At 69.1% G+C, this 16322-nt stretch carries 12 protein-coding genes; 9 read left to right on the top strand and 3 right to left on the bottom strand.

The features are described 5' to 3' along the window. Nucleotides 1–117 precede the first annotated feature (117 nt). The 9 genes from ACILR4_RS12140 to ACILR4_RS12100 all read left to right on the top strand — a co-directional run bounded on the left by ACILR4_RS12140 (nt 118) and on the right by ACILR4_RS12100 (nt 13762). A complete protein-coding gene (locus tag ACILR4_RS12140) occupies nt 118–1509 on the top strand; it encodes an undecaprenyl-phosphate glucose phosphotransferase (RefSeq protein WP_395701117.1) in 1392 nt (463 codons plus the stop codon). Between the two features lie 39 nt (nt 1510–1548). Continuing rightward, nucleotides 1549–2799: a hypothetical protein gene (locus ACILR4_RS12135; protein WP_395701116.1), complete on the top strand. Its 1251-nt coding sequence runs from the start codon at nt 1549–1551 to the stop codon at nt 2797–2799. 12 nt (nt 2800–2811) lie between these two features. Next, nucleotides 2812–3843, top strand: a complete 1032-nt coding sequence (galE, locus tag ACILR4_RS12130) for a UDP-glucose 4-epimerase GalE (RefSeq protein ID WP_395701115.1) — start codon at nt 2812–2814, stop codon at nt 3841–3843. Next, a complete protein-coding gene (locus ACILR4_RS12125) occupies nt 3840–5297 on the top strand; it encodes a mannose-1-phosphate guanylyltransferase/mannose-6-phosphate isomerase (protein WP_395701114.1) in 1458 nt (485 codons plus the stop codon). The genes galE and ACILR4_RS12125 overlap by 4 nt, the downstream gene beginning before the upstream one ends. A gap of 55 nt (nt 5298–5352) precedes the next feature. Further along, nucleotides 5353–6420, top strand: a complete 1068-nt coding sequence (rfbB, locus tag ACILR4_RS12120; RefSeq protein ID WP_395701113.1) for a dTDP-glucose 4,6-dehydratase — start codon at nt 5353–5355, stop codon at nt 6418–6420. 19 nt (nt 6421–6439) lie between these two features. Beyond that, nucleotides 6440–7324, top strand: coding sequence for a glucose-1-phosphate thymidylyltransferase RfbA (gene rfbA, locus ACILR4_RS12115; protein ID WP_395701112.1), 885 nt, complete (start codon nt 6440–6442; stop codon nt 7322–7324). 22 nt (nt 7325–7346) lie between these two features. Further along, the gene (locus tag ACILR4_RS12110) at nt 7347–8339 is read left to right on the top strand and encodes a GDP-L-fucose synthase family protein (protein ID WP_395701111.1); all 993 of its coding nucleotides are present in this window, start codon (nt 7347–7349) and stop codon (nt 8337–8339) included. 295 nt (nt 8340–8634) lie between these two features. Further along, entirely contained in the window at nt 8635–11757 is a 3123-nt protein-coding gene (locus ACILR4_RS12105; protein WP_395701110.1) for a right-handed parallel beta-helix repeat-containing protein, read from the top strand. Nucleotides 11758–11932: 175 nt separating this feature from the next. Next, nucleotides 11933–13762, top strand: a complete 1830-nt coding sequence (locus ACILR4_RS12100; RefSeq protein ID WP_395701109.1) for a hypothetical protein — start codon at nt 11933–11935, stop codon at nt 13760–13762. 15 nt (nt 13763–13777) lie between these two features. On the opposite strand, the gene ACILR4_RS12095 is transcribed toward ACILR4_RS12100, so the two are convergent. The 3 genes from ACILR4_RS12095 to ACILR4_RS12085 all read right to left on the bottom strand — a co-directional run. After that, nucleotides 13778–14644, bottom strand: coding sequence for a hypothetical protein (locus tag ACILR4_RS12095; RefSeq protein ID WP_395701108.1), 867 nt, complete (start codon nt 14642–14644; stop codon nt 13778–13780). Between the two features lie 39 nt (nt 14645–14683). Further along, nucleotides 14684–15778, bottom strand: a complete 1095-nt coding sequence (locus ACILR4_RS12090) for a Gfo/Idh/MocA family protein (protein WP_395701107.1) — start codon at nt 15776–15778, stop codon at nt 14684–14686. 19 nt (nt 15779–15797) lie between these two features. Then, nucleotides 15798–16322, bottom strand: a 525-nt coding sequence (locus tag ACILR4_RS12085) for a WecB/TagA/CpsF family glycosyltransferase (protein WP_395701106.1), incomplete at its 5' end; no start/stop codon positions are given.

Genomic DNA, 16322 nt, shown 5'->3' with positions numbered 1-16322 from the left:
CCTCGGTGTCGGCGGTCGTCGCGCCATCGAAATGACTCACAATCCCGGCCTTGCACCGACCGGCGGCGCGCACGAGGGCGCGGTGGCCGGCGCCGGCCACCGCGGCTGACCGCTCCGATGCTCGAGAACCGACACACCCGCAACTTCTACAGCGCGCCGCAGTCGGTCACCTCGCTGATCGCGGCCTTCATGGAACCGACGATCACGGTCGCGGTGTACCTGTTGGCGCTGATGTGGTCGGACGAACCGGTGTTGCGCCCGGACCTCACGCTGTGCCTGCTGGTCTTCGCGCTCACCTTCCCGGGGCGCAACCGCTTCCGCGACCGCTATCTCACCGCCGCCGTCGACATCACCAGCTCCTGGCTGATGCTGCTGCTGATCCTGGCGCTGTGCGGCTATGCCACGCGCAGCCTGAGCTTCTTCGAAACCGACGTGCTGTTGTTCTGGGCCCTGTTGACACCGGTGCTGCAGATGCTGGGCATGATGGTCGGGCGTCAGCTGCTGCAATGGCAGGCGGTGCAGCCCCAGAACCGCCGACCGGCGGTGGTGATCGGCGCCGGGGTCTTGGGCGTGAAGGTGGCCCACGCGCTGCGCGAAGGCCGAGCGCAGGGCGCTGACTTCGTCGGTTATTTCGATGATCGCAACGACGGCCGCGTGCACACCGATGCCGGCCCGCTGCGGCTGGGCGGACTCAAGGATGCCGCGCCCTACGTGCGCAGCCACGGCATCCGCGATGTCTACATCACGCTGCCGCTGGGCTCGCAGCCACGGATCATCGAGCTGCTCGAAGACATCCAAGGCACCACCGCCTCGATCTATTTCGTGCCCGACGTGTTCGGCATCAGCATCATCCAGGGCCGGCTGCAGGACATGAACGGCGTACCGGTCGTGGGCATCTGCGAGACGCCGTTCACCGGCACCAACCGCCTCGTCAAGCGGGCCAGCGACATCGTGCTCGCCTCGGCCATCCTGCTGGTGACCTCGCCACTGCTGCTGTTGCTGGCCATCGGCGTCAAGCTGAGCTCGCCCGGGCCGGTGATCTTCCGGCAGCGCCGCAACGGACTCGACGGCGAGGAGATCATCGTCTACAAGCTGCGCTCGATGCGGGCGATGGACGACGGCGCCGTCGTCCACCAGGCCACCAAGGGCGATGCACGCATCACGCGCTTCGGCGCCTTCCTGCGCCGCACCTCGCTGGACGAATTGCCGCAGTTCGTCAACGTGCTGCAGGGGCGCATGAGCATCGTCGGACCCCGGCCGCATGCCGTGGCGCACAACGAGCTCTATCGCCAGTTGATCAAGGCCTACATGGTGCGCCACAAGGTCAAGCCGGGCATCACCGGCTGGGCCCAGGTGAACGGCTACCGAGGCGAGACCGACACGCTGGACAAGATGCAGGCCCGCGTCGAATACGACCTGGAGTACCTGCGCAACTGGTCGCTGGGATTCGACCTGCAGATCATCGCGCGCACCGTCAAGGTGGCCTTCTTCGATCGCAATGCGTACTGACCACAGCCGCGGCCCAGGCCGCCAAGAAAAGCCCCGCCCATGAAGCTCCACCGCCCTGCCCTTGCCCTGGCCTTGACCGTGGTGGCCGGCCTGGCTGCCGCCGAAACCAGCCCGTACTACTTCGGCGTCTCGCAAGGCTTCAGCCACGACGCCAATGTGTACCGTCTCGGCGACCGCGCCGTGCTGCCGGCCGGCCTGCAACGCAGCGACACGGTGTCCACCAGCTCGCTGCTGGCCGGGCTCGATCAGCCGCTGGGCCGCGGACGCCTGTTCGGCAGCGCCGCGTTGCGCGCCAGCCGCTTCAGCGACAACGACGGGCTGAACAACCAGTCCTACAACGCGAACCTCGGGCTGGACTGGGCCTCGGTGGACCATCTCTCGGGCACGCTGAGCGCGGCCGCGACGCAGAGCCTGGCGCGCTTCAATCCGGACAACGACGTGCCGACCGTCTTTCGCAAGAACGTCGAGCGCACCCAGCAGGTCGACGCCCGCATCCGCCTGGGCGTGGTCACCCGGTGGACGGCCGAGGCCAATGTCGGTTGGCGCCAGGTGGACTACAGCGCCGATGAATTCCGCTCCCGCGCGTACGAGCAGGGCATGGCCTCGGCAGGCCTGCGCTACAGGCCCAGCGCGGCGCTCACGCTGGGCGCGTTCGCGCGCTACACCGATGGCCGGTTCGCGCAGTACCGGGCGCTGGGTGGGGGCGGCTTCCAGGCCGACGAGTTCCAGCGCCAGGACCTCGACCTCACCGGGGCCTGGGTGCCCAGCGCTGCCAGCACCCTGAACGCCCGGCTGACGCTGAGCCGTGTCGACCACAGCCAGGCAGTGCGGCGCGACTTCTCCGGCGCCACGGGCCTGCTGCGCTGGCAATGGAAGCCCAGCGGCAAGCTCGGCTTCAACACCGTGCTCTCGCGTGACACCGGCGAGGAGACCGCCTTCCTCGACTACGGCACCTCGCAGATCCTGGCCAGCGATGCCTTCAGCAGGACCATCACACAGCTGCGGATCAATGCCGACTACGAACTCAGCGCCAAGGTGCAGCTGGGCTTCGGCACTGCCTGGACGCGCCGCTCGCTGGCCGACACCTTCACCTTCGGCAGTGGCGTCGCCCTGCCGCGCGAGGGTCGGGACACCGGCAGCATGCTGAGCCTGAACGCCCGCTGGGCACCGCTGCGCAGCCTGCTGCTGAGCTGCGATGTCTCGCGCGACCGCCGGACGTCGGCCGGCGCGCTGTCGGATGCGTACAGTGTCACGGTCTACGGCTGCACCGGGCAGTTCATGCTGCAGTAAGCTCGCCGCCGCATGACGACCACCCGCCCCGCCTCCATCCTGCTCACCGGCGCCACCGGCTACATCGCCTCCCACACCTGGCTTGCCCTGCAGGCCGCCGGCTTCGACGTGGTGGGCGTCGACGACTTCTCGAACAGCTCGCCCGAGGTGCTGAACCGGCTGCAGTCCCTGGCCGGCAAGGTGCCGGTGTTCGAGCGCGCGAGCGTCTGCGATGCCGCCGCGATGCAGGCCATCTTCGCGCGCCACCGCATCGACGCGGTGGTCCACTTCGCGGCCTTCAAGGCGGTCGGTGAATCGACGCAGAAGCCCCTGGCCTACTACGCCAACAACATCGGCGGCCTGCTCACCACGGCGCAGACCATGCTGGCGAACGGCTGCCGCCGCTTCGTCTTCAGCTCCAGCGCCACCGTGTACGGCGACCCGCAGCGCCTGCCGATCACCGAAGACGCGCCGCTCTCGGCCACCAACCCCTACGGCCAGACCAAGCTGATCGGCGAGACCATCCTGCGCGACCTCGGGGCGGCGGACCCCCAGTGGCAGAGCGCCTGCCTGCGCTACTTCAACCCGGTGGGCGCGCACGAGAGCGGGCGCATCGGCGAAGACCCGCGCGGCATTCCGAACAACCTGATGCCCTACGTCGCCCAGGTGGCCGTGGGCCGCCGACCGCAGCTGCAGGTCTTCGGCAACGACTATGACACGCCCGACGGCACCGGCGTGCGCGACTACATCCACGTCTGCGACCTCGCCGAAGGGCATGTCGCGGCGCTGCGCCGGCTGTTCGACGTGCCGGGCTCGCTCACCGTCAACCTCGGCACCGGCCGCGGCTACAGCGTGCTCGAGCTGGTGCGGGCCTACGCTGCCGCCAGCGGCCGCGAGATCCCGTACCAGGTGGTCGCGCGCCGCCCCGGCGATATCGCCGCCTGCTATGCCGACCCGACGCAGGCGCAGGCGCTGCTCGGCTGGCGTGCGCAGCACGACCTGGCGCGCATGTGCATCGACAGCTGGCGCTGGCAATCGCTCAACCCCCAGGGCTTCGCATCATGAGCAACCCGATCGCGGTGCAACCGGTGATCATGGCCGGTGGCTCCGGCACGCGGCTGTGGCCGCTGTCGCGGGCCGGCTATCCCAAGCAGTTCCTCGTGCTGTCGGGCAACACCAGCCTGTTCCAGCAGGCGGTCGCCCGGCTGCAGGGCCTGGGCAGCACCGCGGTGCGCCTGGCCCCGCCGCTGATCGTCGGCAATGAAGAGCACCGCTTCCTGGTGCTGGACCAGTTGCGCGAGCTGAAGATCGAGCCGGCCGCGGTGCTGCTGGAGCCGATCGGCCGCAACACGGCACCGGCGCTGACGCTGGCCGCGCTGCAGGCCCAGGCCGCTGGCGCCGACCCGGTGCTGGTGGTGACGCCGGCCGACCAGACCGTCACCGACGAAGCCGCCTTCACCGCCGCGCTGCAGCGGGCCGTGGCGCTGGCCGCCGACGGCGCGATCGCGATCCTCGGCATCACGCCCGATCGGCCGGAAACCGGCTACGGCTACATCCGCACCGAGGACACCGATGCCGGTGCACCCCGCGTGGCGCAGTTCGTCGAGAAGCCGGACCTGGTCACCGCCGAAGGCTACCTGGCTCGCGGCGGCTACTTCTGGAACGCCGGCATGTTCGTACTGCGGGCCTCGGTGTGGCTGGCCGCGCTGGAACGCTTCCGGCCCGACATCGCGCAGGCGACCCGGGCCGCGCATGCCGCCGGCAGCACCGACGCCAAGTTCGTGCGGCCCGACAGGGCGCTGTTCGGCGCCGTGCCCAGCGAGTCGGTGGACTACGCGGTGATGGAGCAATGCCCGGGCAGCAGCATCGACATCCGCATGGTGGAGTTGAAGGCGGGCTGGAACGACCTCGGCGCGTGGGAAGCCGTGTGGCAGGTGGCCGCGAAGGACCCGCGCGGCAACGCCAGCGTCGGCGACGCGATCATCAAGGACTCGACCAACACGCTGGTGCATGCCACCAGCCGCCTCGTCAGTGCGGTAGGCCTGAAGGACGTGGTGGTCGTCGAGACCCCCGACGCGGTGCTGGTGGCCGACCGCGAGCGCAGCCAGGAGGTCAAGCAGATCGTCAACCAGCTCGGTGCCGAGCAGCGCGGCGAGCATGCGCTGCATCGCAAGGTGCACCGGCCCTGGGGCTGGTACGACTCCATCGATTCCGGCCCGCGCTTCCAGGTCAAGCGCATCATGGTCAAGCCCGGCGCGTCATTGAGCCTGCAGAAGCATCACCACCGCGCCGAACACTGGATCGTCGTCTCCGGCACCGCCGAGGTCACCAACGGCGACAAGGTGGTCCTGCTGACCGAGAACCAGAGCACCTACATCCCGCTCGGCGAAGTGCACCGCCTGGCCAACCCCGGCAAGGTGCCACTCGAGATCATCGAGGTCCAGTCCGGCAGCTACCTCGGCGAAGACGACATCGTGCGCTTCGAGGACACCTACGGCCGGGTGCCCGACACGCCCTGAGCGGAAGGTGCCCCGCCGGAGCGAGAATCCCGGCTCCCCTTCGAGGCCTTCTTCCATGACCCTCCTCGTCACCGGCGGCGCCGGCTTCATTGGCAGCAACTTCGTGCTCGACTGGCTGGCGCAGAGTGACGAGCCCCTCGTCAACCTCGACGCGCTGACCTATGCCGGCAACCTGAAGAACCTGGCGGCGCTGCAGGGCGATGCACGCCATGTGTTCGTGCAGGGCGACATCGGCGACCGCGCGCTGGTCGACAGCCTGCTGGCCCGGCACCGGCCGCGCGCCATCGTCCATTTCGCCGCCGAGAGCCACGTCGACCGCAGCATCCACGGCCCGGGCGAATTCATGCGCACCAACGTGCTCGGCACCTTCAGCCTGCTGGAGGCCGCCCGCGCCCACTACAGCGGGCTGCAGGGCGACGACAGGGCCGCGTTCCGCTTCCACCACGTCAGCACCGACGAGGTCTACGGCAGCCTCAGTCCCGAGGCGCCGGCCTTCACCGAGACCCATGGCTACGAGCCCAACAGCCCGTACTCGGCCAGCAAGGCCGCCAGCGACCACCTGGTGCGCGCCTGGCACCACACCTACGGCCTGCCGGTGCTCACCACCAACTGCAGCAACAACTACGGTCCCTACCACTTCCCCGAGAAGCTGATCCCGCTGATGATCGTCAACGCGCTGGCCGGCAAGCCGCTGCCGATCTACGGCGACGGGCTGCAGGTGCGCGACTGGCTCTACGTCGGCGACCACTGCAGCGCCATCCGCACCGTGCTGGCCAGGGGCCGGGTCGGCGAGACCTACAACATCGGCGGCTGGAACGAGAAGCCCAACCGCGAGATCGTGCACACCATCTGCACGCTGCTCGACGAACTGCGGCCCGACCCGCAGGGCCCCTACGCGCGGCTGATCACCCACGTCACCGACCGGCCCGGTCACGACCGGCGCTATGCCATCGACGCCCGCAAGATCGAGCGCGAGCTCGGCTGGCGCCCGGCCGAGACCTTCGACAGCGGCATTCGCAAGACCGTGCAGTGGTACCTCGACCATGCCGACTGGGTGGCCGACGTGCAGAGCGGTGGTTACCGCGACTGGGTGAGCAAGCAGTACGGCGGGCAGGCCGCCTGAACCGGCAGGGAGCGCACGCATGAAGGCACGCAAGGGCATCATCCTCGCCGGCGGTTCCGGCACGCGGTTGCATCCGGCCACTTTGGCCGTCAGCAAGCAGTTGCTGCCGGTGTACGACAAGCCGATGGTCTACTACCCGCTGTCGACGCTGATGCTGGCCGGCATCCGCGACATCCTGGTCATCAGCACGCCGCAGGACACGCCGCGCTTCGAGGCGCTGCTGGGTGACGGCAGCCGCTTCGGCCTGAACCTGCGCTACTGCGTGCAGCCCAGCCCCGACGGCCTGGCCCAGGCCTTCATCCTGGGCCGCGAATTCGTCGGTGGCCACCCCAGTGCGCTGGTGCTGGGTGACAACATCTTCTACGGCCACGACTTCCAGACCCTGCTGCACAACGCCACCGCGCGGCCCGAAGGCGCCACCGTGTTCGCCTATCACGTCACCGACCCGGAGCGCTATGGCGTCGTCGAGTTCGATGCCCAGCGCCGCGCCCTGAGCATCGAAGAGAAACCGAAGACACCGAAGAGCAACTATGCGGTGACCGGCCTGTACTTCTACGATGCACAGGTCTGCGACATCGCCGCGTCGATCAAGCCTTCGGCGCGCGGAGAACTCGAGATCACCACCGTGAACGCCCAATACCTGCAGCAAGGCCAGCTCGATGTCGAAATCATGGGCCGTGGCTATGCCTGGCTCGACACCGGCACCCACGACAGCCTGATGGAAGCCGGCCAGTTCATCGCCACGCTCGAAAAGCGCCAGGGCCTGAAGGTGGCCTGCCCCGAGGAGATCGCCTTCCGCGCCGGCTGGATCAGCGCTGCCGAACTGGAAGCGCAGGCGCAGCCGATGCTCAAGAACGGCTATGGGCAGTACCTGATGCAGGTGCTGCGCGAGCGGGCGTTCTGACGCCGGCGCCGCGATCGCCTCGATGCACCGCGAAGCGAAGATCTACGTCGCCGGCCACCGCGGCCTGGTCGGCTCGGCCATCGTGCGCCGGCTCGCATCGGCAGGCTACCGCCGCCTGCTGCTGCGCACCCATGCCGAGCTCGACCTGACCGACGAGCGCGCCACCCGTGCCTTCTTCGATGCCGAACGACCGGACTTCGTCTTCCTGGCCGCGGCCAAGGTCGGTGGCATCGTCGCGAACAACCGCTATCCGGCCGAGTTCATCCGTGACAACCTGGCGATCCAGACCAACGTGATCCATGCCGCCCACCTGGCCGGCGTGCAGCGGCTGCTGTTCCTGGGCTCGAGTTGCATCTACCCGAAGTTCGCGCCGCAGCCGATGCGCGAGGATGCCCTGCTCAGCGGTCCGCTCGAGCCGACCAACCGGCCTTACGCGCTGGCCAAGATCGCCGGCATCGAGATGTGCTGGAGCTACAACCGCCAGTACGGCACGCGCTACCTGGCCGCGATGCCGACCAACCTGTACGGCCCCGGCGACAACTACCACCCCGAGAACAGCCACGTCATTCCCGCACTGCTGCGCCGCCTGCACGAAGCCAAGGTGAGCGGCCAGCCTTCGGTGACGGTATGGGGCACCGGCACGCCGCGACGCGAGTTCCTGTACAGCGACGACATGGCCGATGCCTGCGTCTGGCTGATGCAGCTGGACGACGCGGCCTACGGCGCGCTGCTGGGCAGCGATGAAAGCGTCAGCGGCCGCTTCGAGCCGCCGCTGGTGAACATCGGTGTCGGCCACGATGTGACGATCCGCGAGCTGGCCGAGCTGATCGCCCGCACGGTCGGCTACACCGGCGCGCTGGTGTTCGACGCCAGCAAGCCCGATGGCACGCCGCGCAAGCTGATGGACGTGAGCCGGCTGGCGCGCAGCGGCTGGCACGCCCGTACGCCACTGGCCGAGGGACTGCAGACGGCCTATCGCGACTACCTGGGCACGATCGGCGCCACCGCGGCCTGAGCACCGGCGTAAGCAAACGTGCGCGCACCACTTCACGGGCGCGAGCCGGTGATCCACTCGAACCTGTAAATCTTTGCCCTAGGACGAGTGCGATCACTTACATTGCATTCCGTGAATCGCTGGAACTGAGCGTCCGCTGCACCGGCAAGGCCGGTTGCCGCCGACCGTGCCATCCCGGCGGCGCGCGATAGCGCGGCATCGCCGCGCGATCCTGGCAACCCCCGTGTTCTTTCGCTGTCGGCCTGCTGCACGGGCCGGGGCGAAGACATGTCACCTGTTTGGACAAGGGCCCCGCATGTTTTCGTCTCGATCCGTTCTTCGTTGGCTGGCGGCCCTGGGGGCCCTGCTCCCGGCCGTCGGCGCCAGCGCGGCCACCTACTACGTCGACGCCGCGGCCGGCAATGACGGCTGGGCCGGCACGGCCGCCACCGCGGCCAACGGCAACGGCCCGTGGCGCACGCTGGCCCGGGTCGCCAGCGCGACCTTGCTGCCCGGCGACAGCGTGCTGCTGGCCTGCGGCCAGAGCTGGAACGAGACGCTGCGCTTCAATGGCTCGGGCACGGCCAGCGCCCGCATCGTCGTTGGCAGCCAGCCGACCAGCTGCAGCACGCCACCGGCCATCGATGGCCGCGTCGCGATTCCCGCTGCGGCCTGGCAGCTGCACGGTGGCAGCATCTACAAGGTGCAGCTGGGCGGCAACATCATCCCGAACGGGACCTTGAGCCAGGGGGCGACGAACTGGCGCCAGTGGTCGCCCGGCGGCGATTCGCAGCTGAGCTACGACGCCACCTGCGCCGGCGCAGGCTTCGCCTGCCTGCGCTACACCAGCGGCAATACCAGCGGCACCAGCACGCTGATCACGCCGCCCTTTGCGGTGACCAGTGGCGTGCGCTACACGCTGACGCTGCGGCTGCTGGCGCCTGCCGGCGTCAAGTACACCGTGGACCTGCGGCGCATGAGCTCGCCCTACGTGCTGGGCGGCATGGGCACCGCCTACGGCCTGGGCACCGGCGGCTGGCAGACGCTGACGCTGAGCTTCACGCCCACCGCGACCGTGTCCGATGCCCGCTTCGACATTGGCGTGGTCGGTGCCCTCCAGCCGGTGCAGCTGCGCGATGCGGTGGCCACCACCGGCATGGCCGATGCAGCGCCGGTGACGCAGGTCTTCGAGAACAACGTCGGCGCCACCGTCGCGCACCATCCGAACCGGGGCTTCAACAGCGCCGCGCCGGACTCGCTGTTCCTCGTCACCCCGCAGGCCTCGGCGGTGTACACCAATGCCGAGGGGCGCAGTGTCAGCCAATACCTGGTGACCGGCAGCGACCTGAAGCTGCCCGCGGGCGCCACCATCACCCCGGGCCTGAAGGTCGTGCTGCGCAGCAGCGACTGGTCGATCAACGAATACACGGTCAGCGCGTACGCCGGCGGCAAGCTGTACTTCACGCCGGAGTCCATGTACCCCCTCGGCCTGGCCGGCTGGGGCTACTACTTCACCGGTGCGCTGTGGATGCTGGACAGCCCCGGCGAATGGTTCTACGACAGCAGCAGCAAGCTGCTGTACCTGCAGCCCGCCGCCGGCGGCGCGCCCGGCGACTCGGTGTCGTACAGCAGCCTCGCCCTGGGGGCGGACCTCAAGGGCAAGCGCTACATCACGCTGCAGAACCTGGCCCTGCGCCGCGTGCAGGCCGGTGTCGACCTGAGCGGCTCCACCGGCGTGATGCTGCAGAACCTGCAGATCAGCCAGTCCGGCAGCTACGGCATCAACGCCGGGGCCGCCACCAGCCCCGGTGTCAGCAACAGCAGCTTCAGCGACACGCTGGGCGATGCGATCCAGGCTTTCGGCGCGACCGGCATGCAGGTGATCGGCAACACCATCGACAGCTCGGGCCTGCGGCTGGACGGCAACGGCAAGGTGGCCAGCCTGCCGGCCAGCTCCTGGGGCGCGATCAACGTCGGCGCCAACGCACTGGTCAACGACAACCGCCTGCGCAAGGTCTCGTACGACGGCATCGTCACCGGCAGCGACAGCACCATCACGAACAACGCGGTGGAGTCCTTCTGCCTGGTGTTCAACGATTGCGGCGCAATCCATCCGTTCCAGGTGGCTCGCTTGACGATCCGCAACAACCTGCTGGTCGACGGCCGCAGCTCGACCCTGGGCGCTCCCAGCGCCTACATACCGCATGCCGTGGGCGTCTACATGGACGTGCACAGCTCGGCCAGCACCATCAGCGGCAACACCATGGCCTTCGCGGACTGGGGTGTGCACCTGCTCGACGCCTACGACAACGTCGTCAGCGGCAATGTCTTCTACGGCAACCGCCAGCACCAGATCTGGGTCCAGCAACGCTCGAACAGCATCAATGCCACCCAGGGCGACGTCTTCGGCAACAGCATCAGCGCCAACCAGTTCTTCCCGATAGGCGGCAATGTGAGCGTCAACCAGACCACGCTGCTGTCCTCGCCGGCCGGCATGGCCAGCTACGACTTCAACCAGTACTCGACCCTGCTCGCTTCAGCGGTCGCATCCGAAGGCATCCCCAGCGGCGCCAGGACCTACAGCTTCCCCGACTGGCAGGCCGCCACCGGCCCCAACGGCGCACGCGGGCTCGAAGCCAACGGCCGGGTCGCAGCGCCGCTGGCCGGCCGTGCGATCGGCACCATGGGCGCGAACATGATGGGCAACGGCGGCCCGGGCGCCACCCTCGACGGCTGGGGCCGCGGCGGCAGCCCCTATGCGCCGACGCTGTCGCTGGGCCCCTGCCCGCCCGGCATCGCCAGCTGCGCACGCGCCACGGCTTCCACGCTGAGCCAGGGCCTGCTGTCCAGCCCGAAGTTCGCCACCGTCAAGGGCACCTGGTACCGCGTCAGCTTCGACGCAGCGGTCAGCAACGCCTCGACGCAGACCATCAGCGCCGTGATCCGCAATGCCTCGACCTACGCGACGATCAGCCCGACCTACCAGGCGCCGGGCAGCACCGCGTGGAAGCGCCATGCGTTCGTGTTCCAGGTCTTTGCCGATGCGCCGATCAACGCCGCGTCGCTCGGCGCGCGCATCGACTTCCAGTACATCCAGCCCGGCCAGTGGATCACCATCGCCAACGTGCAGATTGCACCGATGACCGCGGCCGCCGGCGACGTGCCCTACACGATGATCTACAACAGCGGCCGCGCGACGACCTACCCGGCCTGCCCGGTCAGCGACCCCACCACCTGCGCCAACTTCGTGTCCTTCGCCGACGGCACTTCGGTCAGCTGGCCGACCCGGCTGGACCCGCTGCAGGCGCGCATCATCTTCGCGCCCGACCGCCAGCTGATCGACAGCGACGGCGACGGCATAGCCGACGTCCAGGACAGCTGCCCGGCCACACCGGCCGGCGCCATCGTCGACAACCGCGGCTGCGCGCTGGGGTCCTGAGCCGTGGCGGCAGCGACCGGCCGCGTGACACGCCGCACGCCCGAGCGACTAACCACCGAACAAGCCGTGTCGGGCACGGCTGTTTACGGTCAAGCCGGGTCGCCGCGCGGCCGAAAACCCTTGGAGAGTGTTTCTCCGAGCTACCATGCGCGCGCGCCCTGCCGTCCGATCCACCGTGTCCCTCGTTGCCCTGGCCGCCTGCGCTTGGCTCACCGCTTGCGGCGGTGGCGAACCCGAGGTCGACGACACCCCTCCACCCACGGTGATGGCCCAGGCCGCGCCTGTCGACACCGCAGCCCCCGAAGCGCCGCTGGCGCCGTCGTTCGCCGCCCCCGCCACGGTCGTGGCTGCCGACGCGCCAAAGGCCAAGGTCCCGAAGGTGCCGGCCTCGGCGCCCGTCACCGAGTCCGGCCATGACGGCGCCACCGACGTCACGCCGCTCACATCGCCCGTCGGCAACACGCCGATGGCGCCCATCACGCTGCTGCGCCTGAACAGCCTGAGCACGCCGACCGCCGCCACCAGCGGCATGATCGGGGCGCCAGCCGGCTGCCGCGAGGGCTTCGTGCCGGGCGCGTCGCTCGTGTCCTCCCGCGCCGCCGCGCTGCCCGCCAGCGGCGGCGCCACCTTCAGCACCGTCGAGCAAACGCGCTGGAGCAGCCGCATCGCCGCCAGTGCACTGGGTGCGGCCACGCTGTCGCCGATGAGCACGGCCAATCCGGGCGACGCCGCACGCATCAGCAGCAACGCGCGCGCCTTCCTCGCCACCGGCGAGGCGGCCGCCACCAGCAGCACGCGCGGCACGCATGGCATGAAGGCCCGCGACGCCGCCTTCTACCAGCGCAGCACCGGCCAGCCGGACTATGCCGCGCCCCTCAGGCGTTACCTGCTGGCGACCGCCGCCGACCCGGTCAACGACTTCACCGGGCTGTGCTTCCGCCAGGCCGATGGCAGCGCTCCCTACGACGCCTACTTCGAGCAGGCCGCCTGGATGCTGCGCTACATCGTCACCTACGACTACGCGCGCGGCAGCCTCGCCAGCAGCGACCGCGTGACGATCGAGAACTACATCCGGCGCCAGGCCTACTTCTTCGCCACGCACCTGGACTGGAACCTGCGCATGGTGTTCCCGAACCGGCTGGAAGGCGACTACAGCGTGCGCGCGCGCGACGCCAGGCCCGCCAGCGCGGCCGACACCTGGGCCACCAAGCAGTACGACACCAATGGCGACTGCAAGGCCGCCAGCAGCGGCGACGACACCGCCGCCTACCCCGTCTACGCCTGGGTCGACGGGTCCGGCAACAAGGGACCGCGCCTGTCCAGGCTTTCGTTGTGGTTCAACAACCGCAAGTCCGCGGCCATGGCCGCCTTCGGCGCCGCGGGCCTGGTGCTGGGCGACGAGGTGCTGGTCAACCGCGCCAAGCGCTACGTGATGGAGTGGCTCACCTACAGCGTCTGGCCCGACGGCAGCGAGGGCGAGTACTACCGCAACGGCGAATACTGCGTGCCGCGCCAGGGCCTGATCTACGCCGAGTACAACCTGCAGGCCGCCGCGCTGCTGGCGCATTGGCTTGACCTGGGCGGAGACGGCTCGCTCGCGCGCTTCAGCACCGCCGACGGGCTGTTCGGCAGCGCATCGACCGACGGCACGAAGAAGAGCATCGCCACGGTCATCGGCACCGAGCTCGCCCTGGTCGGCGGCCAGCTCAACCGCTACTACTACGAGGGCTGGCGCAGCAGCCAGCAGCCGCGCGCGGCCACGCACCTGGGCCGCATCGACTCGAACTACATGGGCCAGGCCAGGGCCTTCGACAACTACCACGAGCTCGGCCTGCTGGCGGTGGCGGACAGCTTCGCCAACGTGCCGATCCGCGCGATCGTGCTGCGCGACCCGGCCGCGACCGCGGCCCGCAAGCCCGGCAGCACCGGCAACACCGTGGCCACTGGCTACGGCCAGTGGCTGGATGTGTTCGGCGCGCTGCCGGCGGTGCTGATGCTGAACTGAATCAGGCCTTCACCGTCAGCCCGTCACCGTCAGCTCGTCGATCAGCGCCTTGGTCTGCCGGATGTTCGCGCGGCTGGACGCGCCGAACACGATGGATTCGATGCGCGGCTGGCCGCAGACATAGGCAATCGCCTCGCGCGGCGAGATGGCGCCCGAGGCCAGCACCGACATCGCCACCGGCCGGAATCGGCGCTGCGCGATGGCCTGCTCGTACTGCGCGATGCCGCCGCACATGCGAAAACCTATTCTGTTGATGTTGGCACAGACGATCGGGTTCTCGATGCCCAGCTCGTCCAGCACATCCAGCAGCAGCGGCAGGTTCATCGTGATGAAGCCCGGCTCGGCGTTGTAGCGCCGGCGCACATGGTCGGCGAAGTAGCGCAGGGCCTGCTTCATGCCGATGCCCAGCAGCAGGTCGGTGATGACGTTCTGGATGAAGACCACCGGCGTCGCCAGGCCGTGGAACATCTTCATCTCGGCATCGATCAGCAACTGCAGGATGGTCTCGATGTCCTTGTTGGCCAGCGCGACGCCGCCCTTGAACATCGCGCCCACCGCTCCGTCGTCGGGCAGGAACCTGCGCAGCGCATCGACCATGCCGTGCTCGGTGACGGCGTTGGCGTACTTGTGCGCGTAGGGCATGCAGGGGTAGAAGCGGTAGTCGGGGTACCTGGCTGCATTCGCGCGGAAGTGATCGCAGATCTCGGCCACGCGGTCGTGCGTGGTGCACATGAAGGTGCGGATGCCTTCCTGGTAGGCCGCGTCGAGCACCTCGATGATGGCGCCGAGGTCCTGGAAGCGCATCTGCTGCGCACGGGCTTTCTCCTCGGACATGTGGTTGACGCCGAAGAACTGGTTGTCACCGAAGAGCACTCGGTCCATGGGGACGCTGTCCATACGCGTTAGGAGTCCTGGAGAGATTCAGCCGAACAGGCGCGACCACAGGCCGCGCGCGGCTTCGGCCGCCGGTGGGCGCGGCACCGCGGCCAGCGGCTCGGCCGAACCGTGCTGCGCCAGGATCATCGACACCACGCGGTCGGCCTGCAGCGCAGAGCGGAAGCTGTTGGTGCCGTCCAGCCGCCGCTGCTCGATGCTCTCGACGAAGTAGTCGATCTGCGCCGAATACTCCTCGCCGCGCAGGTAGAACCACACCGTCTGCGTCAGGTCGGTGGTGTAGCGCACGCTCCAGCCTTTGGCAAAGCCCGGCAGCGCGGCGCTGGGCTCGCGCAGGAAGACCTGGCACTCCTGCCGATCGGCCGTGACACGGCCGTTGCTGCCCCAGACCGTCACCTTGGTGGACATCTTGCGAAAGCTCTCGTCGCTCCAGTTCACCGACAGCTGGCCGGTGGCGCCGTTGGGGTAGTACATCGAGCAATAGACCTCGTCCTCGACGTCGCGCGAGAACACCTTGTTCAGCACCACGCCGGCCACCGAGGCCGGCGCGCCGGCAATGAAGTTCACCAGGTCGATGGCATGGCAGGCGTAGTCGTACAACGCACCGCCGCCCTCGTTCCTGGCCGAGCGCCAGGTGCCGCCCTTGGGCCGCAGCACCACCGGGCCGTAGGCCTCGGCGCGCACATGGTGCACCTGCCCCAGCGCACCGCTGGCCACCACGCGCGCGGCCTCCTGGAAGGCACCGACGAAGCGGTAGTGGTAGCCCACCTGCGTGACCAGGCCCTGCCGGTCGGCCAGCGCCACCAGGCGCTCGCCGTCGGCCACGTCCAGCACGAAGGGCTTCTCGCAGAACACGTGCAGCCCCTTGGCCAGGCATTTCTCGACCATCGCCGCATGCAGCTTCGACGGCGTGGAGACCAGCACCGCATCGAGCGGCTCCTCGCCCAGCAGGCGGTCCAGGTCGGCATGGCACTTCAGGCCCGTGTGCCGGGCCAGCACGTCGGTCAGGTAGGCGCTGGTGTCGCAGGCCGCGACCAGCTGCACCCGCGGGTGGGCCCGCACGATGGCCAGGTGCGACAGGCCCATCTTGCCCAGCCCGATCATGCCGACTCTCAACACCACGCTTGCACTCCCGTTGTCTTCATGCGTTATTCGCCGTCGCCCCGCGGCGCAGAAATTTCAGGCCCAGCAGGCCCTTGGCGGCGGCCTGCAGCACGAACACCAGCGACCACCAGTAGCGCTTGGCGCGCAGCCGCGGCTGGATGATCAGCCGGAACAGCCACTCCAGCCCCAGCGCACGCAGCGGCGCCGGGGCCCACGGCACGGCGCCCGAGTGGTAGTCGAAGGCCGCGCCGACACCCACCATCCACGGCGCGTCGATGCGGCCCAGGTGCTCGGCGATCCATTGCTCCTGCTTCAACAGCCCGAGCCCGACCCAGACGAAGTCGGGCTTCGCGTCGTTGATCATCTTCACCAGCGCCTCGTCTTCCTCGGCCGTCATCGGCCGGAACGGCGGGCAGAAGGTACCCACGCACTGCAGGCCCGGGAAGCGCTGCTGCAGCTTCTGCGCCATCCGGTCCGCCACGCCTTCCTTGCCACCGAGGTAGAAGTGGCGCCAGCCGGCGGCCACACCCTGCTCGCTGCAATCGAGCTGCAGGATCGGCCC

Origin of the sequence: Aquabacterium sp. (assembly GCF_044226965.1) — a bacterium.
Lineage (GTDB): Bacteria > Pseudomonadota > Gammaproteobacteria > Burkholderiales > Burkholderiaceae_C > Pseudaquabacterium.
This window is presented reverse-complemented; position numbering and strand designations above follow the sequence as displayed.

Bases quoted from the DNA above. Each gene is read 5' to 3' on its own strand.
- ACILR4_RS12140 (WP_395701117.1), top strand. From the start codon at position 118: ATGCTCGAGAACCGACACACCCGCAACTTCTACAGCGCGCCGCAGTCG.
- ACILR4_RS12135 (WP_395701116.1), top strand. From the start codon at position 1,549: ATGAAGCTCCACCGCCCTGCCCTTGCCCTGGCCTTGACCGTGGTGGCC.
- galE (WP_395701115.1), top strand. From the start codon at position 2,812: ATGACGACCACCCGCCCCGCCTCCATCCTGCTCACCGGCGCCACCGGC.
- ACILR4_RS12125 (WP_395701114.1), top strand. From the start codon at position 3,840: ATGAGCAACCCGATCGCGGTGCAACCGGTGATCATGGCCGGTGGCTCC.
- rfbB (WP_395701113.1), top strand. From the start codon at position 5,353: ATGACCCTCCTCGTCACCGGCGGCGCCGGCTTCATTGGCAGCAACTTC.
- rfbA (WP_395701112.1), top strand. From the start codon at position 6,440: ATGAAGGCACGCAAGGGCATCATCCTCGCCGGCGGTTCCGGCACGCGG.
- ACILR4_RS12110 (WP_395701111.1), top strand. From the start codon at position 7,347: ATGCACCGCGAAGCGAAGATCTACGTCGCCGGCCACCGCGGCCTGGTC.
- ACILR4_RS12105 (WP_395701110.1), top strand. From the start codon at position 8,635: ATGTTTTCGTCTCGATCCGTTCTTCGTTGGCTGGCGGCCCTGGGGGCC.
- ACILR4_RS12095 (WP_395701108.1), bottom strand. From the start codon at position 14,644: ATGGACCGAGTGCTCTTCGGTGACAACCAGTTCTTCGGCGTCAACCAC.